The 25,710-nt window shown below is 39.6% G+C and carries 24 protein-coding genes; 11 read left to right on the forward strand and 13 right to left on the reverse strand.

What is annotated here, in order from left to right:
- Positions 1 to 132: 132 nt before the first annotated feature.
- Positions 133 to 903, reverse strand: coding sequence for a 5'/3'-nucleotidase SurE (surE, locus tag ABJF11_RS15700; RefSeq protein ID WP_348120960.1), 771 nt, complete (start codon positions 901 to 903; stop codon positions 133 to 135).
- A gap of 99 nt (positions 904 to 1,002) precedes the next feature.
- A complete protein-coding gene (locus ABJF11_RS15705) occupies positions 1,003 to 1,635 on the reverse strand; it encodes a DUF4136 domain-containing protein (RefSeq protein WP_348120961.1) in 633 nt (210 codons plus the stop codon).
- 178 nt (positions 1,636 to 1,813) lie between these two features.
- Between ABJF11_RS15705 and ABJF11_RS15710 the strand changes: the two genes are divergently transcribed.
- Together ABJF11_RS15710 and nspC are read left to right on the forward strand one after the other, a co-directional pair.
- A complete protein-coding gene (locus ABJF11_RS15710; RefSeq protein ID WP_348120962.1) occupies positions 1,814 to 3,016 on the forward strand; it encodes a saccharopine dehydrogenase family protein in 1,203 nt (400 codons plus the stop codon).
- Entirely contained in the window at positions 3,016 to 4,143 is a 1,128-nt protein-coding gene (gene nspC / locus ABJF11_RS15715; protein ID WP_348120963.1) for a carboxynorspermidine decarboxylase, read from the forward strand. Before ABJF11_RS15710 ends, nspC begins: the two co-directional genes overlap by 1 nt.
- Before the next feature lie 21 nt (positions 4,144 to 4,164).
- Here the strand turns inward: nspC and ABJF11_RS15720 are convergent, their stop codons facing one another.
- Both ABJF11_RS15720 and ABJF11_RS15725 read right to left on the reverse strand, forming a co-directional pair.
- The gene (locus ABJF11_RS15720) at positions 4,165 to 6,033 is read right to left on the reverse strand and encodes a T9SS type A sorting domain-containing protein (RefSeq protein WP_348120964.1); all 1,869 of its coding nucleotides are present in this window, start codon (positions 6,031 to 6,033) and stop codon (positions 4,165 to 4,167) included.
- A 97-nt stretch (positions 6,034 to 6,130) separates the two neighbouring features.
- Positions 6,131 to 6,976 carry a PASTA domain-containing protein gene (locus ABJF11_RS15725; protein ID WP_348120965.1) on the reverse strand — a complete coding sequence of 282 codons (846 nt, stop codon included), beginning with the start codon at positions 6,974 to 6,976 and terminating at the stop codon, positions 6,131 to 6,133.
- Positions 6,977 to 7,196: 220 nt separating this feature from the next.
- Here ABJF11_RS15725 and ddlA point away from each other — a divergent pair, with 220 nt between their 5' ends.
- Positions 7,197 to 8,273: a D-alanine--D-alanine ligase gene (ddlA, locus tag ABJF11_RS15730; protein WP_348120967.1), complete on the forward strand. Its 1,077-nt coding sequence runs from the start codon at positions 7,197 to 7,199 to the stop codon at positions 8,271 to 8,273.
- On the opposite strand, the gene ABJF11_RS15735 is transcribed toward ddlA, so the two are convergent.
- The 3 genes from ABJF11_RS15735 to ABJF11_RS15745 form a co-directional block, all read right to left on the reverse strand.
- Positions 8,274 to 11,216, reverse strand: a complete 2,943-nt coding sequence (locus ABJF11_RS15735; RefSeq protein WP_348120969.1) for a choice-of-anchor J domain-containing protein — start codon at positions 11,214 to 11,216, stop codon at positions 8,274 to 8,276.
- 142 nt (positions 11,217 to 11,358) lie between these two features.
- Positions 11,359 to 11,622: a NifU family protein gene (locus ABJF11_RS15740; RefSeq protein WP_348120970.1), complete on the reverse strand. Its 264-nt coding sequence runs from the start codon at positions 11,620 to 11,622 to the stop codon at positions 11,359 to 11,361.
- Between the two features lie 27 nt (positions 11,623 to 11,649).
- Entirely contained in the window at positions 11,650 to 12,738 is a 1,089-nt protein-coding gene (locus ABJF11_RS15745; protein WP_348120972.1) for an Mrp/NBP35 family ATP-binding protein, read from the reverse strand.
- 132 nt (positions 12,739 to 12,870) lie between these two features.
- On the opposite strand from ABJF11_RS15745, the gene dnaG reads away from it, so the two are divergent.
- The 7 genes from dnaG to ABJF11_RS15780 all read left to right on the forward strand — a co-directional run bounded on the left by dnaG (position 12,871) and on the right by ABJF11_RS15780 (position 20,361).
- Positions 12,871 to 14,790 (forward strand): DNA primase, encoded by a 1,920-nt coding sequence (gene dnaG, locus ABJF11_RS15750; protein WP_348120974.1) that lies wholly within the window; start codon positions 12,871 to 12,873, stop codon positions 14,788 to 14,790.
- An 11-nt stretch (positions 14,791 to 14,801) separates the two neighbouring features.
- Positions 14,802 to 16,007 carry a bifunctional 3,4-dihydroxy-2-butanone-4-phosphate synthase/GTP cyclohydrolase II gene (locus ABJF11_RS15755; RefSeq protein WP_348120975.1) on the forward strand — a complete coding sequence of 402 codons (1,206 nt, stop codon included), beginning with the start codon at positions 14,802 to 14,804 and terminating at the stop codon, positions 16,005 to 16,007.
- Complete coding sequence (locus tag ABJF11_RS15760; RefSeq protein WP_348120976.1) at positions 16,000 to 16,614, forward strand: hypothetical protein; 615 nt, start codon at positions 16,000 to 16,002, stop codon at positions 16,612 to 16,614. Before ABJF11_RS15755 ends, ABJF11_RS15760 begins: the two co-directional genes overlap by 8 nt.
- Before the next feature lie 132 nt (positions 16,615 to 16,746).
- Positions 16,747 to 17,253, forward strand: a complete 507-nt coding sequence (locus tag ABJF11_RS15765; protein WP_348120978.1) for a hypothetical protein — start codon at positions 16,747 to 16,749, stop codon at positions 17,251 to 17,253.
- Between the two features lie 206 nt (positions 17,254 to 17,459).
- Positions 17,460 to 18,074 (forward strand): RNA polymerase sigma factor, encoded by a 615-nt coding sequence (locus ABJF11_RS15770; protein ID WP_348120980.1) that lies wholly within the window; start codon positions 17,460 to 17,462, stop codon positions 18,072 to 18,074.
- Complete coding sequence (locus tag ABJF11_RS15775; protein WP_348120981.1) at positions 18,061 to 18,885, forward strand: hypothetical protein; 825 nt, start codon at positions 18,061 to 18,063, stop codon at positions 18,883 to 18,885. Before ABJF11_RS15770 ends, ABJF11_RS15775 begins: the two co-directional genes overlap by 14 nt.
- A gap of 48 nt (positions 18,886 to 18,933) precedes the next feature.
- Positions 18,934 to 20,361, forward strand: coding sequence for a hypothetical protein (locus tag ABJF11_RS15780; RefSeq protein ID WP_348120982.1), 1,428 nt, complete (start codon positions 18,934 to 18,936; stop codon positions 20,359 to 20,361).
- A gap of 169 nt (positions 20,362 to 20,530) precedes the next feature.
- Here the strand turns inward: ABJF11_RS15780 and ABJF11_RS15785 are convergent, their stop codons facing one another.
- The 4 genes from ABJF11_RS15785 to ABJF11_RS15800 form a co-directional block, all read right to left on the reverse strand.
- Positions 20,531 to 20,725: a hypothetical protein gene (locus tag ABJF11_RS15785; protein WP_348120983.1), complete on the reverse strand. Its 195-nt coding sequence runs from the start codon at positions 20,723 to 20,725 to the stop codon at positions 20,531 to 20,533.
- A 313-nt stretch (positions 20,726 to 21,038) separates the two neighbouring features.
- Positions 21,039 to 21,278 (reverse strand): hypothetical protein, encoded by a 240-nt coding sequence (locus ABJF11_RS15790; protein WP_348120985.1) that lies wholly within the window; start codon positions 21,276 to 21,278, stop codon positions 21,039 to 21,041.
- A 360-nt stretch (positions 21,279 to 21,638) separates the two neighbouring features.
- Complete coding sequence (locus tag ABJF11_RS15795; protein ID WP_348120987.1) at positions 21,639 to 22,085, reverse strand: hypothetical protein; 447 nt, start codon at positions 22,083 to 22,085, stop codon at positions 21,639 to 21,641.
- 162 nt (positions 22,086 to 22,247) lie between these two features.
- On the reverse strand, positions 22,248 to 22,862 hold the full coding sequence (locus tag ABJF11_RS15800) for a hypothetical protein (RefSeq protein ID WP_348120989.1): 615 nt from the start codon (positions 22,860 to 22,862) through the stop codon (positions 22,248 to 22,250).
- Positions 22,863 to 23,138: 276 nt separating this feature from the next.
- On the opposite strand from ABJF11_RS15800, the gene ABJF11_RS15805 reads away from it, so the two are divergent.
- Entirely contained in the window at positions 23,139 to 23,471 is a 333-nt protein-coding gene (locus ABJF11_RS15805) for a hypothetical protein (RefSeq protein WP_348120990.1), read from the forward strand.
- A gap of 2 nt (positions 23,472 to 23,473) precedes the next feature.
- On the opposite strand, the gene ABJF11_RS15810 is transcribed toward ABJF11_RS15805, so the two are convergent.
- On the reverse strand, positions 23,474 to 24,544 hold the full coding sequence (locus tag ABJF11_RS15810; RefSeq protein ID WP_348120992.1) for a hypothetical protein: 1,071 nt from the start codon (positions 24,542 to 24,544) through the stop codon (positions 23,474 to 23,476).
- On the reverse strand, positions 24,531 to 25,710 hold a 1,180-nt coding region (locus tag ABJF11_RS15815; protein ID WP_348120993.1), incomplete at its 5' end, for an RHS repeat-associated core domain-containing protein. The genes ABJF11_RS15810 and ABJF11_RS15815, both read right to left, overlap by 14 nt.

Raw genomic sequence — 25,710 nt, forward strand, 5'->3', positions numbered from 1 at the left:
AAATTTTGAAGTGCAAAAGTAGATTAAATACTTAAAAAGAGCAACGCATTGATAATTATTTTACCAAGCTTTTTGATATTAAAACGGGTCAATTATTAATCAGTCGCACATTTGTGTTCTAGCTACTAAGAATCACAAGTCCCATTTTTCGTTCAAATGACTGAATGCGTGATGGCCAGTCAAATCAAACTGACAAGGAACTATAGATATGTAGTTGTTGGCAATAGCCCACTCATCATTGTCTTCTCCTTTATCATGATTTACAAAGTTGCCAACCATCCAATAGTAGTCCCTTCCGTGAGGGTCTCTACGCTTGTCAAATTCCTCCTCCCATCTGGCATTTGCCTGCCTGGTGATCTTAATACCTTTGATTCCTTTGTATTGTTTTGGTGGTATGTTCACATTCAATGCTATGCCTTCTGGCAATCCATGACTGAGTGCCTCATTCGCTATTTTCAAAACATATTCGTCGACATGAGAAAAATCGGCATGCCAGCTAAAATCACATAGGGAAAAACCTATGGCAGGTGTACCTTCTATAGCACCTTCTATCGCAGCAGACATGGTGCCTGAGTAGAGCACACTTATACTGGTGTTCGAACCATGGTTGATTCCACTTACGACCAAATCCACCTTTCTTCCTTTGAGTACTTCATGTTTGGCCAGCTTAATACAATCAGCCGGTGTACCTGAACATTTATAGGCCTGAATATCCCCAAATATATCCGTTTTAGACAATCGTAGTGTATCCCCTACCGTAATCGCATGTCCCATACCGGACTGTGGGCCATCTGGCGCTACTACCACGACTTCCCCAATTTGAGCCATGAGCTCTACCAGCTTTCTTATACCTGCTGAAGTCACTCCGTCGTCATTAGATATTAATATTAGGGGTTTGGACATTGTATCTATCTTTAATTAAAAGTTCGAGCTGGCAAAATAAGCTAAAAAAAAAGACCCAATATCTATTGGGTCTCTACATTTCTTGTTGTGGATCAAATATCAGCCACCTTTAATGACATATCCATCAGCTATTAGTCTGAATTCATTAAATATTTTGGAGGTCGCCACCTTGATATTTTTTCTAGAATCCTTTTTATCTTTTGAGAATACGCCTGATGCATATCCTTGCCAAACAGTTTGTTTTTTCTTTCTATCAAAGAAAACAACAAGCAGAGTTCCGTCATTCATTTCATAGTTACTCACTCGATATTCCTCACTAGTTACCTCATCATCTTCAAAGAAGTCATCTGAAGATGCCGTTTGTCTGCTTCCTTCTTCGGGGGCTACCTCATTATTGACCCAGTTTTCAAACTGTGGCTGATTGTACCCTCTAAGTGAAAAATCATCATAAAAGATTTTGTACATCACCAGTAAATCTGGCTTTTTAGCCTGCTTAAAGTATCCTTGAGCACCCATTCTGGAGGCTATAGTTTTCTCAAGTATCTCTTTATGATACAAAGTATCATTTTCAGGGCTAGACATGAAGCTATAAGTCCTGTACTTCTTAAATTTTCCTCCATAACTATAATCTGAGTCTGTAATGAAATCCTTTTGAGACAAACAGCTGCCTAGAAACATAATTACAGCAAAAAGAAAACAATTTTTGAGTGGCGTTGAATATGCTTTTATCATTGGTTTTTTTGATTTACAATTGAGGCATCAATCCCGTTGATTTAATGATTGCACTCTACAATTTAAATAAAATTTATGTATTCGTAATTAATAACCCTGATTTGAATTAATAAATTCCATCTGTGTAAAATAGACGACAACCTTATATAAATTTGAAATTTCAAAAACCCTATATGTGATGTCAAGAATATTAATAATTGGCGCTGGTGGTGTGGGTCGTGTTGTAGCCTACAAATGTGCGCAAAATTCAGATACTTTTTCTGATATATGGATGGCAAGCCGGACGCTATCAAAGTGCGATCAAATTGCTAAAGACGTAAAATCCGACCTCGGTATTGAGATTAAAACCGCTCAAGTCGATGCTGATTATGTCCCTGAACTAGTCTCGCTGATAAAAGAAATTAATCCTAAACTCATTATCAATGTCGCTCTTCCCTATCAGGATTTAACGATCATGGATGCCTGTCTGGCTACTGGTACACATTATCTTGACACTGCTAATTATGAACCTAAAGACGAGGCCAAATTTGAGTATAAATGGCAATGGGCGTATCAAGATAGATTTAAAGAAGCAGGACTAACTGCTGTATTGGGTTGTGGATTTGATCCTGGAGTGACTAGTATATATACTGCCTATGCCGCCAAGCATCATTTTGATGAGATTCACTATCTCGATATTGTAGACTGCAATGGAGGAGACCATGGTAAAGCGTTCGCTACAAACTTCAACCCCGAAATAAACATACGCGAGGTTACCCAGAAGGGAAAATATTATGAAAATGGAGAGTGGGTCGAAACCAATCCACACGAGATTCGCAAAGAATTGTCCTATCCAAATATTGGAGAACGAGCTTCGTATGTGATCTATCATGAAGAACTCGAGTCTCTTGTGAAAAATTTTCCTTCGCTAAAAAGAGCACGGTTTTGGATGACATTTGGTGATGAATACCTCACTCATCTTAGAGTTATTCAAAATATCGGCATGGCAGGCATTGAACCTGTCAATTATAACGGTCAAGAAATCGTACCTCTACAATTTTTGAAAGCCGTATTACCAGACCCCGGCAGCCTTGGCGAAAACTATGAAGGAGAGACGTCGATCGGCTGTAGAATCAAGGGAATAAAAGATGGCAAGGAAACGACCTATTATATATACAACAATTGTAAGCATCAGGAAGCTTATAATGAAACTGGGGCTCAAGGTGTCTCATACACCACCGGTGTACCTGCCATGATTGGCGCCATGATGGTACTCAATGGTGAATGGTCAGGGGCTGGGGTATTCAATGTAGAGGAATTCAATCCTGATCCATTCATGGACAAATTGAACACAGAAGGTCTCCCTTGGCACGAGCAACACAATATTGACCTTGAGGTGTAATGACTAATCCGATTCCCTCCCCTTGTTTTGTTCTTCAGGAAGAGGCGTTAGAACGTAATCTACGCTTAATCCAGGAGGTATCCGATAAGGCGCAGATCGAAATCATTCTTGCCTTCAAGGGTTTTGCCATGTGGAGTACTTTTCCTTTGGTCAGAAAATATATCAAAGGAGCTACAGCCAGTTCTGTTCATGAAATGATGCTTTGTAATGAGCACATGAAAACAAAGGCTCACACTTATGCAGTCGCATACAAGGAAAGTGAAATAGAACAAATACTGAATGGTTCGAGTCACATTTCATTCAATTCTCTGAGTCAGTTGGATAAATTTGGAAAAAGAGCAGTAGAAAAAGGAGTATCTATAGGTCTTCGGGTCAACCCGGAGTATTCGGACGTAGAAACGGAACTATATAATCCATCGTCACCGACTTCCAGATTAGGTGTAAAGTCCGAATCATTGACTGGCGGAATTCCGGACTTTGTAGAAGGCCTCCACTTTCATGTGCTCTGTGAATCAAACTCTTATGCTTTAGAGCAGACCTTGCTGGCACTTGAGACCAAGTTTGGAGATTTGCTAAAGCAAATCAAATGGGTCAACATGGGTGGCGGTCACCTCATGACGAGGAATGATTACAATACGAAACACTTGATTGAGATTCTGTCAGCTTTTCGCCAGAAGCATGATGTACACATTATTTTGGAACCCGGAAGTGCATTCGCTTGGGAGACTGGCACACTCAAAACTACGATTCTGGATCTTGTGGATAATGGAGGAATCAAGACAGCAATAATTGACGGGTCATTTACCTGTCATATGCCTGATTGCCTTGAAATGCCCTATCGCCCAAATCTAAAGGAGGGATACATCGACCCCAACAAGGGAACATATCAGTATAGATTGGGTGGAGTAAGCTGTCTGGCTGGTGATTACCTGGATCTCTATTCTTTTGATCGTCCCTTACATATTGGCGACGAGATTGAATTCTTAGATATGATGCATTATACGATGGTCAAGACTAGCACATTTAACGGAGTGCAGCATCCTGCCATAGCTATCCTCAAAAAAAGTGGAGAGTATGAATTGGTCAAAAGCTTTGAATACTCTGATTACAAAAACCGATTGTCTTAGCCAGCGACTTTTTCCAAATCTCTAATGTCTGACAATTATCTTATGGACCTGCGTCGATTCTCTTGCTCTAACCTTGAGAAGATATATACCATCCAAAAAGGAGGCGGTTGACAATGAGTTCGACTGACCAGAGTAAATCATTCTTCCGGATGGATCAAATACCTCAAAGCTCTCAATGTTGCCTTCTATGTGTAGTGTTTGATTTACTGGGTTAGGATAAATATTGATTTGTGATGGTTCATCAATAGCAGCATCTGCTACGACAAAATCCGAGTCGGCAAATACCGGTCTCATCATTATTATCCCTTCTACTTTTAGGTTTGGAGACCACGAGTCTTCAGTGTTAACCCAGATTTTCTGAAGACCCAGCAGATTATTGTTATCAAGACCAATCCCAATATAGTCATTGGTAAACTGCTGTAGGGCGATATAAAACTCTCCTGAGACGATGACTGGAAATTCGAATTCGAATCTGTCGTATTCATTGAGTTGTGCATCGCCAGGTATGATAAATTCTTCGACCCGCCTCACTGACCTGGGTTCGCCAGATAGATCACTCAGGACATATAGAAAAATTCTCTTGCCAGCAGAAGACGGATTGATCTGTGGGAAATATATATCTATATGAGTCAAGGTGTCTTCACTTGGGATATTGAAATAAACGGCAATCTGAGCATCCGTTTTATTGAGTCCAGCGGCGTATTCGGCCTGACCATCATCATATGCCAAGGTTTCATGAATCTCGAAGTAAGTCCTCACGGTATCGTTCAAGCGATAGTTGTAGTCTTCATCTATATAAAAAGTCTTTGTACGCTCTTCCTCAGAGCCAACCCCATCCACTGACTTTACAAAATAACCATCACTTGTCGAGGAAAAAATCAATTCTGCCTCTATAAATAATGAATCAAAACCAGTAAAATAGGAACTATTTAAAGCAGGAATAGAATTGGTATTTCTTCCGAATCTGGGGATCGAAAAATTGTCATCGACATCATTAATATATAGCAGAGTGGCATTAATCGCTGCACTATCAGTATTAGGATAGTCATAATTAGTAAGCGTGTACTCAAACTCGACAGGATGCACTTTGTTTTCTAAAGTCAGAAATTCAAATGATATATCCTGATAAATGGTATCAGGAAACTCAAATAGTATATCGTACGGAATATTGGTGTACTGACTAAAAATGGAGGTAGGAGGATCTGCCACAGCTCGATCAACTAAGGACTCGTTCTCTATGGCTCGGTCCTGATTGAGATAGACATAGTCAATGTGCCAGGCATCAAAAGGTCCGGTAGAATTTCCAACGGCGGTGAACTTAAACTGGAACCCGGAATGAAAATATTCTTCTCTATCTATTTTTATCTCATGTTTTGTAAATGCATCACTTTGATTTTCAGCCTCTCCTAATAAAAAAAATTCATTATTCCATTCACCTATGTTATTCAAAAAATCTAGCTTCAACGAATCTTTCTGTTCTGGCACTTCGCCAAACCCTTCCATTTGCCAATAAAATGATAAGTACACCGAGTCCTGTTTATCAGATGCGACTGCTTCCAAATCAATGGGCTGTGAAACGAGCACGTCTGTAGTTATGCTGGTGACCCCATCTGGATTATGAGGATTACCGCTTAAATCAACTCCATCAAACGAGGCCACATTGATGGTTGGAGCTTGCTTTCCCAGTGTACCATTTACAAATACTCCGGTATTGGATTCCCACAAGGAGGTGTCTGGAGTAATGGTGGTAAACGAAAAATCATCCCAAAATGGCAGATTGATGGTATCACGAGTTGCCAGACTTCTTGCCTGTGAATTCCCCTCATCACTATTAGATGTACCAAAGGGGCGGATACTGAGCTGACCATAGCAGGTAAATGATGCCAACATTATGCACGCAATCAAACCTATCCGATGTCTCTTCCAATTCATACAGTATAAACGGCCAGTGTAATTATTATTATTCAAGTAGTCAACAATTCAAATCTTATTCCAGGGTGGGCACTTCATCGATTTGGGTAGAATCCATTTCTACAATCCAGAGATCAATTTCCTGGCCAATTTTGGCGATTTTTTTAGCACTTGGTGAGTGTCGGAATACCCTACCAGGTTTCGCGTCTAAAGATTCGATTACTATCTCACCATCTGCATCTTCTTTTTCTCGAATAATCTTACCCTCCTTTTCATAGAATACATCGCCCAGCTTGAGCCCATACCCTCGCATGACAAAAACAGCCTCATCGAGTTGCATATCCGAGAGATTCATCATCTGAAAAGTCTGCTTTCCTAAGCCATCGCCAACCTCAAAATCGATCCTTGCTCCTTTTGGTATTTCTGAACCGGGCTGAATTTTTTCCCCTTTATAATATTGCCCAAGAATTGAATTCAATGCAAAGTCAGGTTTGTATCGCACATCACCAAGTAATAATCCAAGACTTCTCAACTGTAGTTGTGCATCTTTCAGCGATATCTGAACTAGTTTTGGCATTTTTACAACAGGAGGTTTCGCAGAGTTTAGTGTGATATAAATCTTTCTTCCTTCTTTTACCTTGGCATTCGCCAACGGAAACTGTTTTAGAACTGCGTATGGAGGATACTTGGGTGAATAGCCTGAGTCTGGCTCAACTTCGTATCTTAAGTCTCGCTCTTCCAAAAATTCATCCAGTTCTTCCAAAAGTATGCCTTCGAGATTTGGGACGGTCATACTCTCACCATGATTTGTACTTAGGGGTAAATAGATATAGAAGACAAATAGCAATATACCGATAGACGCTAACCCTGCCAATCCGATATGGATAAACAGCTCCTTTTTCCCTGGTTGGGGTTTACTCATTTTTTCTTTCAATAGGTGACGCGGCAAATTACGTTTAATCCTTCAAAAAAATAAAAAAAGTATTTCATAAATATCAAATTCAAATCTTTCCGAGATCCAGCAAGACTATTCGAACCGGTTTTCATCGAATAACTGATACCACAATTTTCTCTTGATAAACCAACTATCATTATCTTCGGGATCAGAAATTAAAAATCTTCTTATTTACATTTGCGCCTATATGGAGAAGAAAATTAAAGTCGGCATTCTGTTCGGCGGTAAATCAGCCGAGCATGAGATTTCACTAAGATCTGCCAAAAATGTCATCGAAGCGCTGGATAAAAACAAATATGAACCTGTACTTATCGGCATAGACAAAAATGGCCATTGGCTTTATAATGAGGAAACCAGTCTGATCCTAAACGCTGACAACATTGAAAAAATAAGCCTGAATCCACAAAGTGAAACGGTTGCTCTCACTCCACAAAGTGACGGAAAACTGTCTGGAACTGGTCAAAAAATAGACGTCGTTTTTCCCATTTTACATGGTCCCCTTGGTGAAGACGGAGCCATTCAAGGGCTGCTCAAACTGGCTAATGTTCCATTTGTAGGGGCTGGCGTACTTGGATCTGCTGTTGGCATGGACAAGGACATTATGAAAAGATTGTTGAGAGATGCCGGCTTACCAATCGGAAAGTACCTAAGCATTCGTTCTCATGAGCAGCGTCCTGATTTTGAAACTGTTACGGCAGCGCTAGGTCTGCCTTGCTTTGTCAAGCCTGCCAATCTAGGATCTTCTGTAGGAATCAATCGCGTGGACAATGAAGACCAATTTACAAAAGCTTTGGATGAGGCTTTCTCGTTTGACAGAAAGGTAATCATTGAAGAATTTATAGCAGGACGTGAAATTGAGTGCGCCATTCTTGGAAATGAAAATCCTAAAGCCTCCATTCCAGGTGAAATATCTTTTACTCATAGCTTTTATTCCTATGAAGCTAAGTATCTGGATGATCAAGGATACAAAATTGATATTCCAGCCAACATTTCAGACGAGCAGATTGAGCAGATACAAAAAATTGCGCTCGAAACATTTAAAACTCTTGAATGCGAAGGATTTGCAAGAGTTGATTTTTTTCTCACTGAAGACAGCCGCATTCTAGTCAATGAAATCAATACCATTCCAGGTTTTACTCAAATCAGTATGTATCCTAAATTGTGGGAGGCATCTGGGATTCCTTACCCCAAACTAATTGATCAGTTGCTGCAGCTGGCAATGGACAGATTTGAGCAAGAAAAAAAGATTCGAAATACGGTCTGATTATTTAACCAAATATACTTTGCTTACCAGGTTGGTGTTATCACCTAAAACATGGACTACATACAATCCATCGTTTGCAACAGCTAGGTTAGCTATTCTGTAAGTCTGATTTAGGGTATTAGGAAACGACTGTTCACTAATCACATCGCCATCCATACTGATGATCCGTACCAGCACTTCTTCTTTGATGTTAAAATTGAAGGTCAGGTCGATATAGGTAGAAGCTGGGTTTGGAAAAGTCAACACAGACTGTTCGATCTGTAAAGGGCTCGGATCGTCAGAAACATAAAATTCAATATCATCTAAATATAGATTATTGCCATTTTGATTGCTTACCACAAAAGCGATGCGCACATCTTCCTGTCCTACCAAACCACTTAGATCAACAAAATCTCTGCGCCAGTCCTCTTCGGATTCAGGTGTCCATGCTGATTCACTTTGAGTGACCGCCAGGCCTCCTCCCTTTTCACTGTATAGCTCCTGATCATAAGACACACCGCAATTTGTCGAGGCCAATATGCGTAACTCATCATTGCGACCGACTCTATTGGCATAAGATATATTGTAAAACACAGAAGCAACCTCTGCCTCAGAAAAATCAAGTATTGGGCTTACCAACCAATTTTCTATTCCCAACTCTGTTATCTCATATCCCGGAATCATGGCAGCGTAGTCGCTTTTACCATCATCATCTCTGAATTCAGCTATAGACCAATCCGAAGGTCCATCTGGTTGGATAAAATGCCAATCTGTATCCTCCATTTCCCTGGAGAATTTTTCACGCAATGGAATAGCTTCTACATTGAAATCGATATTAAAAAATGCTTCACTCACATTGTTTTCAGGGTTTTCATCTGTCTGACCATTTGGTTCGCTTACATTAAATACTATCTGATAATCTCCCTCCACGTTGTTGAAAGACTCTATTTCGATCTTCTCCGTTTTGCCCGGTGCTAAAGTTAGGTCCGTCTGCAAAAAAGTTTGTTGGCGTGTGCCAAAGGAATAGCCAACTGAGAAATTGTTGATTGTTTGCTTGCCATAGTTTTTTATAAAAACCCCCATCCCAAAATCTTCATTGCAAGTGACCACCGGAATCTCCTCGACTTGAAGAATGCCTAAATCATAATTATTAGAGGCACTCGAAAAGATTTCAATATCATCAAGGTATAAGTTATTCCCACCACCGTTGACACCAATAAATGCCACAATCACTTCAGGATTATTAGCAAACTCTCCAAAATTCTTCTCTACTTCTAGCCATTGGCTCGGGTCAGAGGGCACAAATAACGAACTGGTCGCTGTTGTGGTGGCTAGCGAAGCTCCTATTTTTTGAAAAAGTATGTTTTCTTCCGGAAAAGTTGCTCCGCAATCTGTGGATACAACTACCGTGAGTGCATCGCTATAGTTATCAGGATACCCTGAATAGGCGTATTTAAACCTAAGATCGGCAGTAGCCAGTTCTGTCAGATCAAAAACTGGACTGATAAAATAATCAAGCTCTCCAAACGATCCGCCTGGCGCTCCATAATAGCTTAGTACCGCAGATTCATTTTCTGTTGTCAGGTTAGGAGCCACCACATATCCCCAGGCAGATGGATTGTCATTGCTGTTTTTTAGGTTCCAGGATGAAGTACCTAAATCAGAGGACCCCGTGAATTCATCAACAAAGGGTACTGATTCTGTGACTGGGAAAAAAGTACTAATCCATCGACAGTCGTTGTCCACATTGCCATCTGTCTCATCATTGACCTGGTTGACTTTGAAGGTAATCAACTGTGAACTAGAGGCCACCGTGACTTCGGGAAAGTTTACAAAAATGGTCTGTAACTCCGTCATGGGTTCTGTGAAAGATTCGGTGCGCACAAGCTCGTCATCGACCAACATATCCAGACTAAAGCTATTGATAGTGTTATCTCCATAGTTTCTGACTTCAATTTCGGGCTGAAGGACAACATTACAATTGCCAAACGTTGGTGATTGAATTGATCTGATGCCCAGATCATTGGAAACTTGAGTCACTGCTGTGAGCCCTTCACTATTTAGTAAATCTTTTCGTCTTGGGCTGTTTTCGAGTACTATCCTCATTCTATCCGCCTGGCATAGCGTAAAAAGGTTCATACAGACATCGTCTGTATAGTCCATGTAGTTTTGGAACATATCTTCTGTGGAGCATGACACCTCGCCTTCATCCGGGCAACCAGACGTACTACCTGACTGAGTGGGAGTATCTGAACAAAAATCGTCCGCACTACAATTGCCATCTCCCCAAATATGGCGCAACCCCAACCAGTGTCCTATTTCATGGGTGAGCGTTCTACCTTTAGAAAAATCATCCGCATTGAATCCAGTCCCAAAGTACTCGTAGTCAGAAAATGCACCGTCAATAAGCCTATTCAAATTTGGGTCCTCATCCATCCCGGGTACATTGGATATGGGGAATTTGGCAAATCCAAGTAAACCATTGCTCAAATCCGCCACCCAAATATTAAAATACTCTTCTGCAGGCCAATAACTATTTGCTGCCAGCAGTTCGGCGTCATTGATTGTATATGAACTTTGATTGCCCTGTACTCTTACGATCCCATCGGTAGGGAGTCCTTCAGGGTCTCTTTTGGCAAGGATAAATTCAATCTTTACGTCAGCTGCTACTGATAAAAACGAGGTAGGCGTATTTTCTTGATCGACATTAAGTCGTCTGAAATCGTTATTCAATGAATCAATTTGATTGATGATTTGTTCTTCGGGAATATTAGCTCCTACTCCCTCCTCTTCACCCTTGTGCACTACATGTACAACTACCGGTATTTGATACACAGTCTCGCTATACGAATCAGCTTGTTTGGCTGCGACCTTTTTATCATCTCTTATTGTTTTCAGCCACGATTCAAACTGCTCGTTTACTCTTTCTGAACTCATCCCAGATTTTAATGCATTAAATGGCATTGCACCGCATTTATCTTGTGCTGTACTAAAAAATGGAAGGCAACAGATAAGGAAAAAAATTATTGATCTCATACTCAAAGTGCTACTAGAAGATGACTTTGAGCTAACGATGAGGTGGATAAATAATTTGATAGTAAACGATTTAGTTGGCTGGAGCAATATTGACGGCATTTATAGATTTCACTTCTGGTGCTACCCTTTTAACCGCTTCTTCGATTCCTGCCTTCATGGTCATTGGGGACATCGGACAAGCCTCACAGGCTCCTAGTAGCTCAACTTGCACTACATAGTCATCATCAATATCCAGAACTTTTACGTCCCCGCCATCTGCTTCCAGATAGGGTCTGATATTCTTGATCGCTTGATCCACTCTAACCAAAAGCTCTTGTTTTGTTTTTGCATCCATTTTTCCAATGACTAATTAAATACGAAATTAATTCATTTGAACCATCTTTGTCTTCTCTTTAGAAGCATTTCTAATGGCTACGCGTCTGGCGACATTTTGTGCCAATTCGCTAAATGACTCTTCCGTGATACCATCTTTCATCACGGCTGGATATCCACTGTCCCCACTCTCTCTTATCGACTGCACAAGCGGGATTTCACCAAGGAAAGGAATATCATATTTTTCTGATAGCAACTTACCTCCTCCCTGGCCAAACAAATAGTACTTATTGTCTGGCAACTCCTCTGGAGTAAAAAATGCCATATTTTCAATAACCCCTAATAAGGGCACATTGATCTGTGGTTGCTTAAACATTGCCAATCCTTTTTGAGCATCTGCGATCGCTACCTTCTGAGGGGTGGTCACAATCAAAGCTCCTGTCACAGGCACTGATTGAACCAACGTAAGGTGAATGTCACTAGTTCCCGGAGGCAAATCAATCAATAGATAATCCAGCTCTCCCCATTTGACATCGCTTATAAATTGCTTCAGTGCTGAACTCGCCATAGGTCCTCGCCATATGATGGCATTGTCCTTTGGAGTAAGAAAACCAATGGAAAGTAATTTTACTCCGTACTTTTCAATTGGAATCAACATATTCTTGCCGTCTTCCTCAACCATCCCTGGCTGTTCATGCTCACAATCAAACATGGTAGGAATTGAGGGGCCAAAGATGTCAGCATCTATTACGCCCACGTTGGCACCGGACTTAGCTAGTGCTACTGCTAGATTCGCAGTCACAGTGGACTTACCCACACCGCCTTTGCCAGAAGCAACTGCAATAATATTTTTTACATTGGGCAAGATCATTGATTTGCTCCTCACGCTTGTGACATTTGAGGTCATTTCAATATTGATTTCCAGATCACCTGCAACTGATTTCAAAGCATCAAGGCAATCATTCTTTATCTTTTCCTTCAAAGGGCATGCAGGTGTGGTCAATACCACTGAAAAATTCAACTCCTTGTCGGTGATCGAAATGTTTTCAATCATTCCCAGCGTCACCAGATCTTTTTTTAGATCCGGGTCTTGAACCTTACCCAACGCCTGCAGTACTTCCTTTTCTGTAATTTTCAAGATAATAATTGTCTCGTTTTAGAATTTTATTGCAAGTTAAAGGATATCACTGTTTTTGTATCAAATAATCAACCAATTTCGTACTAGATTTGCACTCCCATACGGGCAACATGAATTAACCATTAAAGTTACTTGATCCAGAATCAGACCATAGAAGAAATCAAAAGCAGGATGGATATCTATGAGGTGGTGAGTGATTTCGTTGCCTTAAAAAAGTCAGGTTCCAGTTATAAGGCACTAAGCCCCTTTACCAATGAGAAGACGCCCTCATTTATGGTTTCTCCATCAAAGGGAATATTTAAGTGCTTTAGCACAGGAAAAGGTGGGGATGCCATATCCTTTCTGATGGAAGTAGATGGGCTGAGCTATATCGAAGCGCTAAAGTATCTGGCACAGAAATATGCCATTACTATAGAAGAAGACGAAGCCGACCCCAACTATCTGGCAGAACAAAGCTTGAGGGAAAGCTTATTTATCACGCTAAACTTTGCCAAGGATCATTTTGTCAATAATCTCTGGCAAACGGATGAAGGAAAGAGCATAGGCCTCTCCTACTTCAAGGAGCGTGGATTCAGCGAAGAAACGATCAAAAGATTTGACCTCGGATATGCGTTGGATCAGTGGCAAGGCCTGATAGACGCTGCCAGTGCAGCAGGTCACAAGGATGAGTATCTAGAACAAACCGGTCTCAAGGTAGTGAAAGATGAAAAGGCCTATGATCGATTTCGCGGTCGGGTGATTTTTCCTATTCATAATATCACAGGCAAGGTCATCGCTTTCGGTGCCAGAACCCTTAAAAGCAACGAAAAAGGTCCTAAATACATCAATAGCCCGGAGACGGATCTTTATACCAAAAGTAAAATTCTCTACGGCATCTTCCAGGCCAAAAACGAAATAAGAAATCAGGAAAACTGCTATCTGGTAGAAGGCTACACCGATGTAGTATCACTAAGTCAGGCTGGAATCACTAATGTAGTGGCCTCCTCTGGTACTTCCCTGACTGAAGATCAAATAAAACTCATTCAGCGCTATACCAAAAATGTGACGGTGCTTTTTGATGGAGATAAGGCTGGGATCAAGGCGTCGATGAGAGGCATTGATATGATGCTGACAGGTGGGCTTAACGTGAAAGCGGTTCCATTTCCTGAAGGCGAAGACCCGGATAGCTACTCCAAGCTGCTTGGCGGCGCCGCCTTCAAAGAATACTTAGACGAGAATGCTCAGGATTTTATCGCTTTCAAAACTGGTGTCTTTCTTAAAGATGGTGGCGACGACCCAATCAAACGAGCGGAAAGCATAAGAGAAATAGTTCAAAGCATATCATTGATTCCTGATCCAATCCAAAGAACTGTCTACATTCAGGAGTGTAGTAGACTGCTTCATGTGGATGAAGGCACACTGATCAGTGAGACTAATAAACTACTGCTCAAAAACAGTCAGGAAAAATGGGAAGCCCCGCTACCGGAAATACCTCCTGAAGTCTTGGCACAGGAAGTAGTCGAACAAACTACAGACCCAAACGAAATCATCAAAGTCCAGGAGCGTGAGAGTATCAGAATGCTGATTAACTATGGTTCTGAAGTAATAGAAGGACTGGATGGAGTCGAAATGCAATTGGCGAATTACTTTATGACAGAATCTGAGGACATCAGTTTTGATACTCCGGTTTATAATCGAATTCTCAATATTTTTAGATCTAATCTCGAACAGGGCCTTGTATCAACGATCAAACACTTTCTCGATCATCAAGACCATGAAATAAAACAAGCCGCTGTCGATTTATCCACTGAACGATATGAAATCAGCAGCAATTGGGCTGAGAAATTCCAAATAAAAGTGGCACACGAATCAGACACTCTAAAAAATTCTACCTACACCAATATATTAAGATTAAAATTTCGTATCATCCAAAAGATGATTGTCGATAATGTTGAAAAAATAAAATCGGCACAAGAAGAAGAACAAGTAAACAAATTTTTGAGCGTCCAAGGTGATCTAAAAAGCATGGAAATGACCATCGCAAAAATCCTTGGAAATGTAACCGCAAAGTAAACCCACAAAACATGCTAGACAGTATATCAGAAGCCATCGAGGCAATAAAAAATGGAGAGGTAATCATCGTTGTAGACGATGAGGACAGAGAGAACGAAGGTGACTTTATCTGTGCAGCAGAAAGCATTACACCTGAGATTGTCAACTTTATGGCAACGCACGGTAGAGGGCTGATATGTACACCACTGATCGAAGAGAGATGCGATGAACTTGACCTCGAGCTCATGGTGGGTAAAAACACAGCAACGCATGAAACTCCATTCACCGTATCAGTTGACCTGATTGGCTACGGCTGCACTACAGGAATCTCTGCAAGCGATAGGTCCAAAACCATCAAGGCGCTGGTTGATCCTAATATCAAACCCGAAGAACTGGGTAGACCTGGTCATATTTTTCCGCTGAAAGCAAAAAAAGGTGGCGTACTCAGGCGTGCAGGCCATACAGAGGCGGCTATAGACTTAGCCAGATTGGCTGGCATGTATCCGGCTGGCGTATTGGTGGAAATCATGAATGAGGACGGCACTATGGCGAGATTGCCTGAGTTGAAAGTCGTAGCAGAAAGATTTGGGTTAAAACTCATTTCCATCAAAGACTTAATCGCCTATAGAATGGAGAAAGAATCTTTGATTGAGAAAGAAATCAAAGTTGACATGCCTACCGAATGGGGCAATTTTAAACTCACGGCATTCAAGCAAATCAGCTCCGGTGAGCACCATCTAGCATTGGTGAAAGGAGAATGGAATAAAGATGAACCGGTGATGGTTCGGGTTCACTCGTCTTGCCTGACTGGAGATATCTTTGGATCTTGTAGATGCGACTGTGGTGAGCAGTTGCACAACGCCATGAAGATGGTAGAAAAAGAAGGTAAAGGAGTGATCGTGTATATGAATCAGGAAGGCAGAGGCATCGGATTGTTAAACAAACTCAAAGCCTATAAACTTCAGGAAGAAGGCCTGGATACAGTCGAAGCCAATGAGAAACTTGGGTTTCAAGGTGACCACAGAGATTATGGCGTTGGCGCTCAAATTCTACACGACCTGGGCGTTAAAAAAATCAAATTAATTACTAATAATCCGACCAAAAGAGTGGGATTGATGGGTTATGGCCTGGAAATTGTGGAAAACATCCCGATTGAAGTCGACCCTAACATCCACAATAAAAAATATCTTGAAACCAAAAGAGATAAGATGGGTCATAGTATATTAAGGAATGGCTAATAAAAAACTGATAGTATTGATCGTCTGCGCCGGGCTGGCGCTACCAAGTTGGGCACAGGAATTTTCGTCTCGGACCTTTCACAAGGGCTGGCTAGTCACAGATAGTCAAGACACAGTCAGAGGCGATTTGAAGTATGACATGGAGTCCAACGCGGTCCAGATTATTGTTGAAAAGGAACGAGTCAATACTTACAGTAGCAAAAAAATTCTTTATTTCGAAATCTATGACAGCATCTTAAAAGCCTATAGACAGTTTTATGCCATCCCCTATCAGGTGGAGTCTAACTACAAAGTGCCTATTCTATTTGAGGTGCTTTATGAAGGGAAAATCTCTCTTCTGGTCAGGGAAAAAATAGTGATTACAACAGATCCATACAGCCAGGCCTACTTCAATGGCCCGTCAGCTACTAGTGAAAGACTGTCATTCACCTATTATTTTGTAGATACAGAAGGCAAAATGGTCATGTACAACGGGAAGAAAAACCATCTGTTTGAAATATTGGATAAGAACTCTGCTAAGGTGAAAGAGTATGTCAAGTCCAACAAGCTTAAAACCGACGAGATGCGTGACATTGTGAGGATCACCGCATTCTATAATTCTCTCTAATCTTATTATCAGACAACACGTAAGTACCTGAAAATAGGTAATTAGGAAAATTTTTTAGCCTTATCCTATTGATAAAAATCTATATCCGCTAGCTTTATTTCATAATTTATTTATGCCTTTAATTTACAAATTATGAAACTTAAGAATCTAATAACCCTTGTGTCGCTTAGCCTACTGATGATCAGCTGTGGAAGCGATGACGACAACAATGATCCATACGCCGATGTTCCAAGTAGTGAAATTGTCGAATTGGAGCTGAGGGACGCCGCGCTATCTGGCTCTGCCAGTTCATCAGGTAGAACTCAGGCTGTAGGACAAAAATGGTGGAAACAAAAAGTAAGCAAAGTCGACCTGAGCGGTGAGTGTGGAGATAATGAAGATCAGGAAGTCACAGACGGCTATTACTATGGGTTTTATCCGGCTGGAGAATACTATTATAAATTGGACATGGATGCTACTCCAATCAGAGTAGGCAGCTGGCAGTGGGCAGACTCAGATAAGGATGCGATTATAATTAGTAGCATTGAATTTGATCTCAGAGGACTCAATGACGACGAGTTAATCATTTCAAGTGATCAAAGTCAGGCCACATGTACGGTGATCACATGGGAGCAGTTTGATCAACCTTTCGAAGAATGATACTTCTATAAAAAAATGTTGAAGGAGGGCATAAAAAGTGCGCTCCTTTTTTTTGACCACACATTACAAAAAACACTCAAATGCTACTTTATTGCCGATTTGAATTATTTTAATCAGAAATAGGTATCTTTTTACAAATAATTAAAACTATTCTGGCACCACCTTCATCATAATACCGAAACTCGAATATAACCGATAAAGTAATTATGAGTACGGCGACCTTGCTAGACATCGCGATGAATCATTCAGAGAACATCATTGAGCGTGCCAAACTTGGAGACAAGGGAGCATTTAATAAATTGGTGAGTCTCTGGCACAAGAGGATTTACAACTTCTCATTGAAGTATTTCAATGACCATGATTTAGCCATCGAAGCCACTCAAAAAACCTTTATCAAAGTATTTGACCATTTAGGACAACTCAAGGAACTCGAGAAGTTTAAGTCCTGGATATATGTAATTGCGTTGAATCAATGTCGTGAGGAAGATCGGAAGTTTGGACGGCTGTCCAAGATGTTTGTTTCCTCCGATGAAGTGAGTGAAGTCAAGTATAAGCAAGAGCATACACTGAGTCCCGAATCGGACTATGTGAAATCCGAAATGAGCGACATTGTGACGTCCGCTATCAACGAATTAGGTGAAGAGCAAAAAGCGGTGTTGATAATGAAAGAATACGAGGGGTTAAAATTCAGAGAAATTGCTGAAGTATTAAGCGTCTCAGAAAACACGGTGAAATCCAGGTTGTATTACGGATTGAGCCATTTGAAAAAAATATTAGAAAAAAGTAGAGCATTTAACGAATCATACCATGATGGAAAATAAAATTGATGAGGCAAAAATCATCGACTATTTGTATGGTGAATTGCCCGATGAAGAACTAAAGGCAGTGGAGAAAATATTGAAGGACAATCCTGAATTACTAACAGAAATGTCTGGACTTCAAGGCACTCGAGAATTGCTGGGAAAGCTAGAAGATAAGGAGATGATCGCTCCCACGTATGTTTTTGATCATAGAAATAATTCTATTTCATTCTTCCAATCAAATGCTTTCCAGTGGGTAGCTTCTATAGCCGCAGGATTAACCCTATTGTTAGTATCGGCAGCACTGCTCAATTTCAATTTCACAAATAATTCAAATGGTATGCAGATTGGATTTGGTGAACAAACTCCCCTGCCCGATGCAGAAATGAACAAGGAGAATGTGAAATCCTGGATGACTGAGGTCATGAATAATTATCAGTCCACGACCGACGATAAAATAGCTGCTGTACGCACGCAGCTGACTCAAGAGATGGAAAGCCAGGATCAAAAGAATATTGGACTCATGACCACAATGATGAAAAAGCATGCAACCGGTACAGGTCAGCTGATGCAACAATATGTGGCTCAACTCAATGACGAGAACAAGGATATAATTCAAAATTTCTTTACTGTCTCTTCTGAAAAACAAAAGAAATATGTCAAAACAGTAATGGCTGACTTCAATGAATTTTATCAAAATCAGAGGAATTATGATTTGAAATTGATTGAGACGAGTCTTTACAAAATTCAGAATAATCAGGATGTGAAGCAGCTTGAACAAGATCAGTTGCTAGCCAGTCTGTATGACATGGTCAAAACTCAAAGTAAATAATTAAGCAGTATGAGGATTAATAGATTAATAATTGCAATGGTTATTTTGATGTCAACCTCACTCGGGTGGGCACAGGATATAGATCAGGAGCGAATGGATCGTGACTTGAAAATAGCGCAAGACATAGTTTCTTCATTAATAAAAAATGAATCTGATGATGGTCGATTCTATGCTGCCAATCCAAGAGCAACCTATATTCCTGGGTTCGGGGTCATGATCGACATCAGTACTGCAGGGAGATTTTACTCACCTAGCTTCGATCATTCTTATAATTTCGTTTTCAGTGGTGACGATGAGGCCTTTAGTATTGATCTTGACGAAATGGTAGAACTTGAAATGCAATCAGAAATGCTTTCCAGACAAGCTGAAGAGATCGAACGCAGAGCAGAAATAGTAGCTCGGGAAAACGAAAGGATTGCTCACGAACATAAGCGAGCACTCGAAGAAAAGGAACGCGAACTGGAAAGGGAAATGGAACGACTGGAGCGTGAAAGAGAAAGAGAGATAGAAAAAATTGAACGCGAGAGAGAAAGAGAGATGGAAAGGTTTGAGCGCGAGCAAGAACGCCGTGAAAATGGAGTTAGGGAGGCAAGAGTCATTGCAAGCGCTGTTCAAAATGATGATGAGTATACCTATAGATATTCGTATAGCAACTCGGATGATGACAACTATAGCGACGAACGAGGCTATGACTATGAAAAAAGAAGAATTGAAAAGGACTTCGAAGATTTAAAACCCATGTATAGAACTGTGATGACAACTTTTCTCTCGGACTATGCCGATCTCATAGGTCAGCTAAAACAAGATGAGCAAGTCATGCTCGTGACTAAAGGAGGGTCGCAGTCTTATGGTCAAATACACTTTGTATCCTCATCAGATGGAAGCGGAAAATTTAGCGGTGCGGCAAGCAAAAAGAGTATGTCAGATTTCAAATCAGGCAGAATATCCAGAGATGCATTTGAAAACAGTATCAACTTCGTGGAGAGCAAAGCAACTGAGAAAAAAGCGGCTGACTTAGAATTGTTTACCAGTATCTTCCAGCGATTGTACAAAACAGATCTTGCGACTACTTACTATACTTCCACACCCGTTTCTTACGAAAGAATTAAAAATTTCGGAGTCATTTATAAAATGAGATTGAATACCTCAACTTCCATGGGCAGGGACATTTATAGAATAGCCACACAAAAGTATACTCAGCTGAGTCGATCAGAGCGTGACAGAAAAGTGGAACAGATCTATCCGCAATTCTTGAGTGAACTGAAAGGAAATATCCTGGACTACGGAAAAACTATCAAGAGCTTGGAATCGGACGACGCTATACTATTTCAAATTCGATTTAGCGAATGCAATAGCTGTGATATTCCCAAAGAAATAAATGTGCTTGTCAAGAATCAAACGCTTATAGACTATGAGTCAGGTCGATTAAGCCAATCGGCTGCGCTTGACCAAATAAAAGTCAACAACCTGCGCTAGCACGAAAGATAATTATTTCAAGTATAGTCTGGGGACGCCTTAAGCAAGCGTCCCTTTTTTTGGCTAGAGCACAAACATATCTTTTACTTGTTTACTATTGTCGTCCACTGGGTCTTTTTGAAGAGTAAAGTGATTTGTTTTCTCATCGTAAACATAATCCTTCTTTAATTCAGTTTTGTTTCGTGCGATATAAGCAACCTGCGCCTGCAGTCAGAGCATCGTCGAATCCATCGAAGATCGCATCTGACTCTCCTCCTGCTCCACTGGCTCCGCCAAAGGTAGAAGCCAAAGCAGAGATAAAACTACTGAGTGTCACTTGACTGCTGTAGCCAGTACCGTCTTCGTAGTAGGCATACACTTCCATATTGATGGTATCTCCTGGTAAGACCCTCAGGCCGATCGCTGTAGGTGGGCGTTAGCCTCTTCGGCGTAATGTGTGACTTATTCTATTGGCACCATCCCTCTCAACAACAAGGTGCCTGAATTCTTTTCTAGTAAATAAATCACTCCAAAACACAACCGTACTAGTCACAAAATATATTCCCTCGGGCTCTCGAAATTTGTATTTCTCTGACATACTCGCAAGATAGGAATTTCGCTCTCAAAGAAGCATCGCACGCGTTGCGCTGAAGCGGCTAAACGTGAGCTATTGGGGGGTATCATCACTTAATTAGTGACTAACGTGGATAAAAATCCCTTTGGCTAACTTGAATCATTGAAAGTTCATTCGTTGTTACACTATTCAACTCTTCAATGAAATTCAAAAAAATAGGATGCGAAAATTCATAATATCCTTGATCAGAACTGTTTACATCATCCAAAACAACTGTCAAATAACCACTGGTACCTTTAAATTTCTTATCCTTAAGAGATACATATCTATCTAAAGTTATTTCTGCGACTTTATGATATTCCATGCCAGAAACAACAATCTCAGTTACTTAATGCTCTGGGTATTCTGTTAAAAATCCATATTCAGAACAATTTGATTTTTCTGATCTTATTATGTAAACCTGTTTGTCCAATTTTCCGTCACCATTGTATTCTATTTTTACACAGCCTTCCGAGGATTGGTTGCAGGAGAACAAACTAATAGTTAAAATAATTACAAATAATTGCTTCATTTTGCTTTATTTAGATTCATTTGATATGAATTTGATGTTGAAACAACTGGTGGTTTATAAGTCTTCCATTTCATATTGTAAATCCATTCATGATCATCAAACGCGTTACACCGAAGAGGCTAAACGCGCGCTATAGGAGGCCAGTTCGGGCTGTCAGTTCCTTTTATACAAAGTTTTAAAAATTCTTTTCCTACTTTCAAAAATACCCTCTAATTCTGGTACAGTTAGTTCGTCATAGAATCCATAATAATCATATCCCAAACAAATTTTTCTCATTTTGATTTCTTTGTTTTCTAAGTCACTCATGATTAGCAAATCTTCAGTACAATTCAATATTAGAAATCCAAATTCATATCCATTAATGCTATTCAGATATAATGAATCATTAGAAATTAAATAAGATTTTAAAATTGAAGATTGAATAATAGATTCGTATCCATATGTGAACTTTCCATTTTCAATATGCATTTCAACATAATTATTTTCTTCGTCAAAATAGTACCAGCTGCCTTGAATTAACTCTTCATTATCTAATGAAAGAAAAGATGATAGAACAAGAATAATGGCCATGATCAGTAGATTTTTACTTATTGCTTTCATTACTTATATAGTATATTTCTAATTACCCTTTCATAGGTATACTTTTGAAATCTCTCGGTAGACGCCTAGTCCACAGAAGCAATTGGGATTTCTCATCATTAATTTCTCTAATGCACAGGGCTACGCGCCCCGGTTAAAACCTGCGCCAGTCGGGGAGCCTGCTCATGACAAATAGTTTTCAATCTTTTTAATTGAACTTGGTTTACCAAAACTAAAAAAAACTCCTTTCGGCATAAAAAAGTCTGACTTTCTTTTGCCTTCATTATTCAAATACACAATCTTATAAAGTAAGAATGGTAGCACCTTCCTTACTTTCACCAATTGACTTTTTTCTACTATATTATTATCCTTAGCGGTGTAGTCAAATATCTTCACCGTATTTTCACTGATTGTTACATGCTTGCTACGCAACAGTGCGATAAGTGGAAATATTGTTATGATCATCATTACAACCGAAACACGAATCAACTCTGTCTGAACAATGGCCCCAACGATTAACAGACTTAAAATGAACGAAATCATGAAGTTGGGCATAACAAATCTAAAAAATGGGGCAAATGTACTCGATAAAACCTCATTGTCATCCATTATTGATTTCGAAAAGGAATGAGAGAATTTTATTATAAAAAACAATGAAACGGTAATTATAGCACCACTGAACTTTATTGAAAAATCAAATATTAATGGAGAGATTGATTCATTAATAATTAAAATACTAAAAAGATTGGTCCAACCAATAATATTAATCACTTGAGAAAATTGGAGCTTTTTTTTCATATCTTGATCAATCAATTTTGATAACATTCCCATGCCAAGTTTCTGCACTTATACCAACTCCACCCCCGATACCTACACCGACATTTCCGCCGTAAAATATTGAAGTTCCTTCCGTTCCCCAAGTAATTTTCCCCGCTATCCCATAAAAGTCCCTAAAAAACGAAGCAATCATAATTATCGAATATTATTAAATTTCAATAGCCCTATTAACCACCAAAGCCCAACCACAAGATCAGGCTTTTGAAAATGAATCAGATGTCAATAGCTTTGGCACTTATGAGAACTAGAATAATTGGCATTTTTGGCATACTATTAATAACCACAGTTCTAATCATTTACATAAGAGATGCTTTCAACTTCTCTCCACTCTTCATGGGTGAAACACAAAAGGTAACTGCATATGTGATTCAAAATAATATTGTACCTCATGGTAGAGGTGTTACTCACAAGATTGAATATCAATATACCTTTAATAGCAGAGTCTTTCAGGATTATTACTATACAAACAAGAGATTATCTTCACTTGTCGTAGGAGACAGTATTATAATCAAAGTGTCAATCAGATTTCCTTCACAAAATCAAATTACTGGAACGTTCTCTCACAGATAACTTTAATTACCGAATATTTCAGAATTCTCTATTAAGAAATCAGAATGATCAATCAATATTTCATTCCAATCTTCATTTGACAAATGAAACTTATTATTGATAGACTTGATTAGCTGAATTGCTTCCTTTTCTGAGCCCTCCAATAGTAATAAATCCAGCTTACTGGAATAACCCAACATATGATTAGGAGCTATTTTGATTACATCTTCATATTTATCAAAAGCTTCGGAAGAGTTTCCTTTTAACCATAGACCATAGCCTTCAAACGCAAGTAAAGTTGCACTTTTTCCTATTGTCTCCTTTAATTTATCCGTATAAAACAGGAGTGATTCGGCCTCATCGTTTAATAATGCTTTCTTGTAGTTCAAATAATCCAAATAGCGAAAATCAAACGCATCATCTTGCCATTGACTCACCAATTCATCATACAACACTGGATCATACTCTGCGATTGACATCTTCAAGGGGCGATAAGGATAATCATTGTGCAAATCATCAGGAATCATTAAAAAATAATCCCATGCTTTTTCTATATCTCCATTTTTAAGAGCTTCAGAAGATAGAATAAACAATTTATCGAAATTATCATCTTCTGTTTTGACATGATTTCTAACAAGATTGATGAACGATTCGCCTATTTCATAAGCAAATAAATCAACTATTTTGTTATTTACTGAATCCAATTGAAAGTCAATAAACTGAATTTCATTACCTGTAAATATTTCATAAACCACGTGAACAAAATCCCCTTTTGAATAGGACCTTGTTTTTCCATACAAAACATCTTCTGGCAATGAACTCAATCCTAGCTTTCCATAAGAAAATCCATCCTTTATCTTCTCGAAAGCTGCCATTTCCTTATCACTACTAGGTTTAACTATTTTCGAGATATAATTCCAATCCAAGTACCTATCAATTTGATTCAGATTAGTTGGGTCACTTATCAATTGAAAAATATTGTCTTTTTCTTGAGTAGACTCAGCTTGTGTTTTTCGCTCTGAACATCCGCATACTAGCAAAATCACAATTGCGCAGATGAATAGCTTAAAATTTCTGATTTTACTTACCTCCATTCAATCTCCAATTATAATATGATCTACGAGCTTGCTTCATCCAATTACTGCCCTTAAACTTACCTTTATTATTCCTCAAGAAGCGATTCCATCTATTTCTAATATGCCTTGAACTAGAACCAGGGCCATCAGTCGATCTCTTAAGTCTTCTTCCTACTCTGTTAGCGCTACGCCTAAATCCACGAGCAGAAACTTTTCCATTTGCTCCCCCAACCCCTGAAGAAACGTCAAACATCATCTGCATATATTGTGCTCCAAGATTAAAATTCGGGTCTGCACCATCTCCGTACTTGGAATAGAAGTCATTCAGATATCCATCTGCACTTAATGGAACATAATTACCTTGTTGCTCCAATATCATAAGTTGCACAGTAATTGGATTATTAGGGAACTTTGAATAGAGCGCTCTTCTAATCCTGAGATCTGTACCATTATAAATATGCCCTGTTCTGTTATGGACTGATAGCGATGGGTTTCCACTCATATCTACAAGTCCAGTTCCTTCCTTCTTTCTATACGCAACGTACTCATTTTGAATTAGAGCTCCGTGTGAGTAACTATCGCTATCCTCAACAAGTTCGCTAGGGTCAGAATCTTCCGTTTTTTTGTCACTACTTTTTTTCTTCTTCGAAGGTAATCCTAAAGCTGCTATAACATCCTTCTTCTTCTTCCCCTTTACTTTCTTACCATTAATTGACAAGGAATACATTCCATTCGGGTCAATATGAGATACTGGATTATTGGCGACATAATGATATGGGGTTTTGTCAACTGTCAATTCGCTCATAGGATCAATAGAAAACCATCTACCTAAATCAGACTGATACATTCTAGCACCATAATCATGCCAATTGACACCAAGATCACTAATCTCCTCCTTCCCATTATACTTAAAGTTCTGAGCTGTACTCGCAGGTCTGTTATACCCGCTAAACGTCAAGCCAAAAGGATAATAATCATCCTTGCTCACAATAGGGCTGTGAGTATGGGTGACTTTGAAATCATCAAAGTAGACTGGGCTGGTGACATCACTTTGCATGCTGGTGTAAATATACAAATAGCATGCTTGATCAAAAGTGAGATCATCCAAAAACAATCGCTCATGGCTAAAGGACGCACTTGAGCTGATCTCGTGATAGCCAGACTGGATCTCTTCATAGTTGTCA

It is taken from the genome of Reichenbachiella sp. (assembly GCF_039941815.1).
Classification (GTDB): Bacteria; Bacteroidota; Bacteroidia; order Cytophagales; family Cyclobacteriaceae; genus Reichenbachiella.

What these genes read in the sequence shown, in the direction of transcription:
- ABJF11_RS15765 (WP_348120978.1), top strand. Translation starts at nt 16,747, where the DNA reads ATGAAACTTAAGAATCTAATAACCCTTGTGTCGCTTAGCCTACTGATG.
- ABJF11_RS15785 (WP_348120983.1), bottom strand. Translation starts at nt 20,725, where the DNA reads ATGGAAGTGTATGCCTACTACGAAGACGGTACTGGCTACAGCAGTCAA.
- ABJF11_RS15780 (WP_348120982.1), top strand. Translation starts at nt 18,934, where the DNA reads ATGTCAACCTCACTCGGGTGGGCACAGGATATAGATCAGGAGCGAATG.
- surE (WP_348120960.1), bottom strand. Translation starts at nt 903, where the DNA reads ATGTCCAAACCCCTAATATTAATATCTAATGACGACGGAGTGACTTCA.
- ABJF11_RS15725 (WP_348120965.1), bottom strand. Translation starts at nt 6,976, where the DNA reads ATGAGTAAACCCCAACCAGGGAAAAAGGAGCTGTTTATCCATATCGGA.
- ABJF11_RS15710 (WP_348120962.1), top strand. Translation starts at nt 1,814, where the DNA reads ATGTCAAGAATATTAATAATTGGCGCTGGTGGTGTGGGTCGTGTTGTA.
- ABJF11_RS15770 (WP_348120980.1), top strand. Translation starts at nt 17,460, where the DNA reads ATGAGTACGGCGACCTTGCTAGACATCGCGATGAATCATTCAGAGAAC.
- ABJF11_RS15735 (WP_348120969.1), bottom strand. Translation starts at nt 11,216, where the DNA reads ATGCCATTTAATGCATTAAAATCTGGGATGAGTTCAGAAAGAGTAAAC.
- ABJF11_RS15720 (WP_348120964.1), bottom strand. Translation starts at nt 6,033, where the DNA reads ATGTTGGCATCATTTACCTGCTATGGTCAGCTCAGTATCCGCCCCTTT.
- ABJF11_RS15705 (WP_348120961.1), bottom strand. Translation starts at nt 1,635, where the DNA reads ATGATAAAAGCATATTCAACGCCACTCAAAAATTGTTTTCTTTTTGCT.
- ABJF11_RS15775 (WP_348120981.1), top strand. Translation starts at nt 18,061, where the DNA reads ATGATGGAAAATAAAATTGATGAGGCAAAAATCATCGACTATTTGTAT.
- ABJF11_RS15795 (WP_348120987.1), bottom strand. Translation starts at nt 22,085, where the DNA reads ATGAAAGCAATAAGTAAAAATCTACTGATCATGGCCATTATTCTTGTT.
- ABJF11_RS15790 (WP_348120985.1), bottom strand. Translation starts at nt 21,278, where the DNA reads ATGGAATATCATAAAGTCGCAGAAATAACTTTAGATAGATATGTATCT.
- ABJF11_RS15740 (WP_348120970.1), bottom strand. Translation starts at nt 11,622, where the DNA reads ATGGATGCAAAAACAAAACAAGAGCTTTTGGTTAGAGTGGATCAAGCG.
- ABJF11_RS15800 (WP_348120989.1), bottom strand. Translation starts at nt 22,862, where the DNA reads ATGAAAAAAAAGCTCCAATTTTCTCAAGTGATTAATATTATTGGTTGG.
- ABJF11_RS15805 (WP_348120990.1), top strand. Translation starts at nt 23,139, where the DNA reads ATGAGAACTAGAATAATTGGCATTTTTGGCATACTATTAATAACCACA.
- nspC (WP_348120963.1), top strand. Translation starts at nt 3,016, where the DNA reads ATGACTAATCCGATTCCCTCCCCTTGTTTTGTTCTTCAGGAAGAGGCG.
- ABJF11_RS15755 (WP_348120975.1), top strand. Translation starts at nt 14,802, where the DNA reads ATGCTAGACAGTATATCAGAAGCCATCGAGGCAATAAAAAATGGAGAG.
- ABJF11_RS15810 (WP_348120992.1), bottom strand. Translation starts at nt 24,544, where the DNA reads ATGGAGGTAAGTAAAATCAGAAATTTTAAGCTATTCATCTGCGCAATT.
- ddlA (WP_348120967.1), top strand. Translation starts at nt 7,197, where the DNA reads ATGGAGAAGAAAATTAAAGTCGGCATTCTGTTCGGCGGTAAATCAGCC.
- ABJF11_RS15760 (WP_348120976.1), top strand. Translation starts at nt 16,000, where the DNA reads ATGGCTAATAAAAAACTGATAGTATTGATCGTCTGCGCCGGGCTGGCG.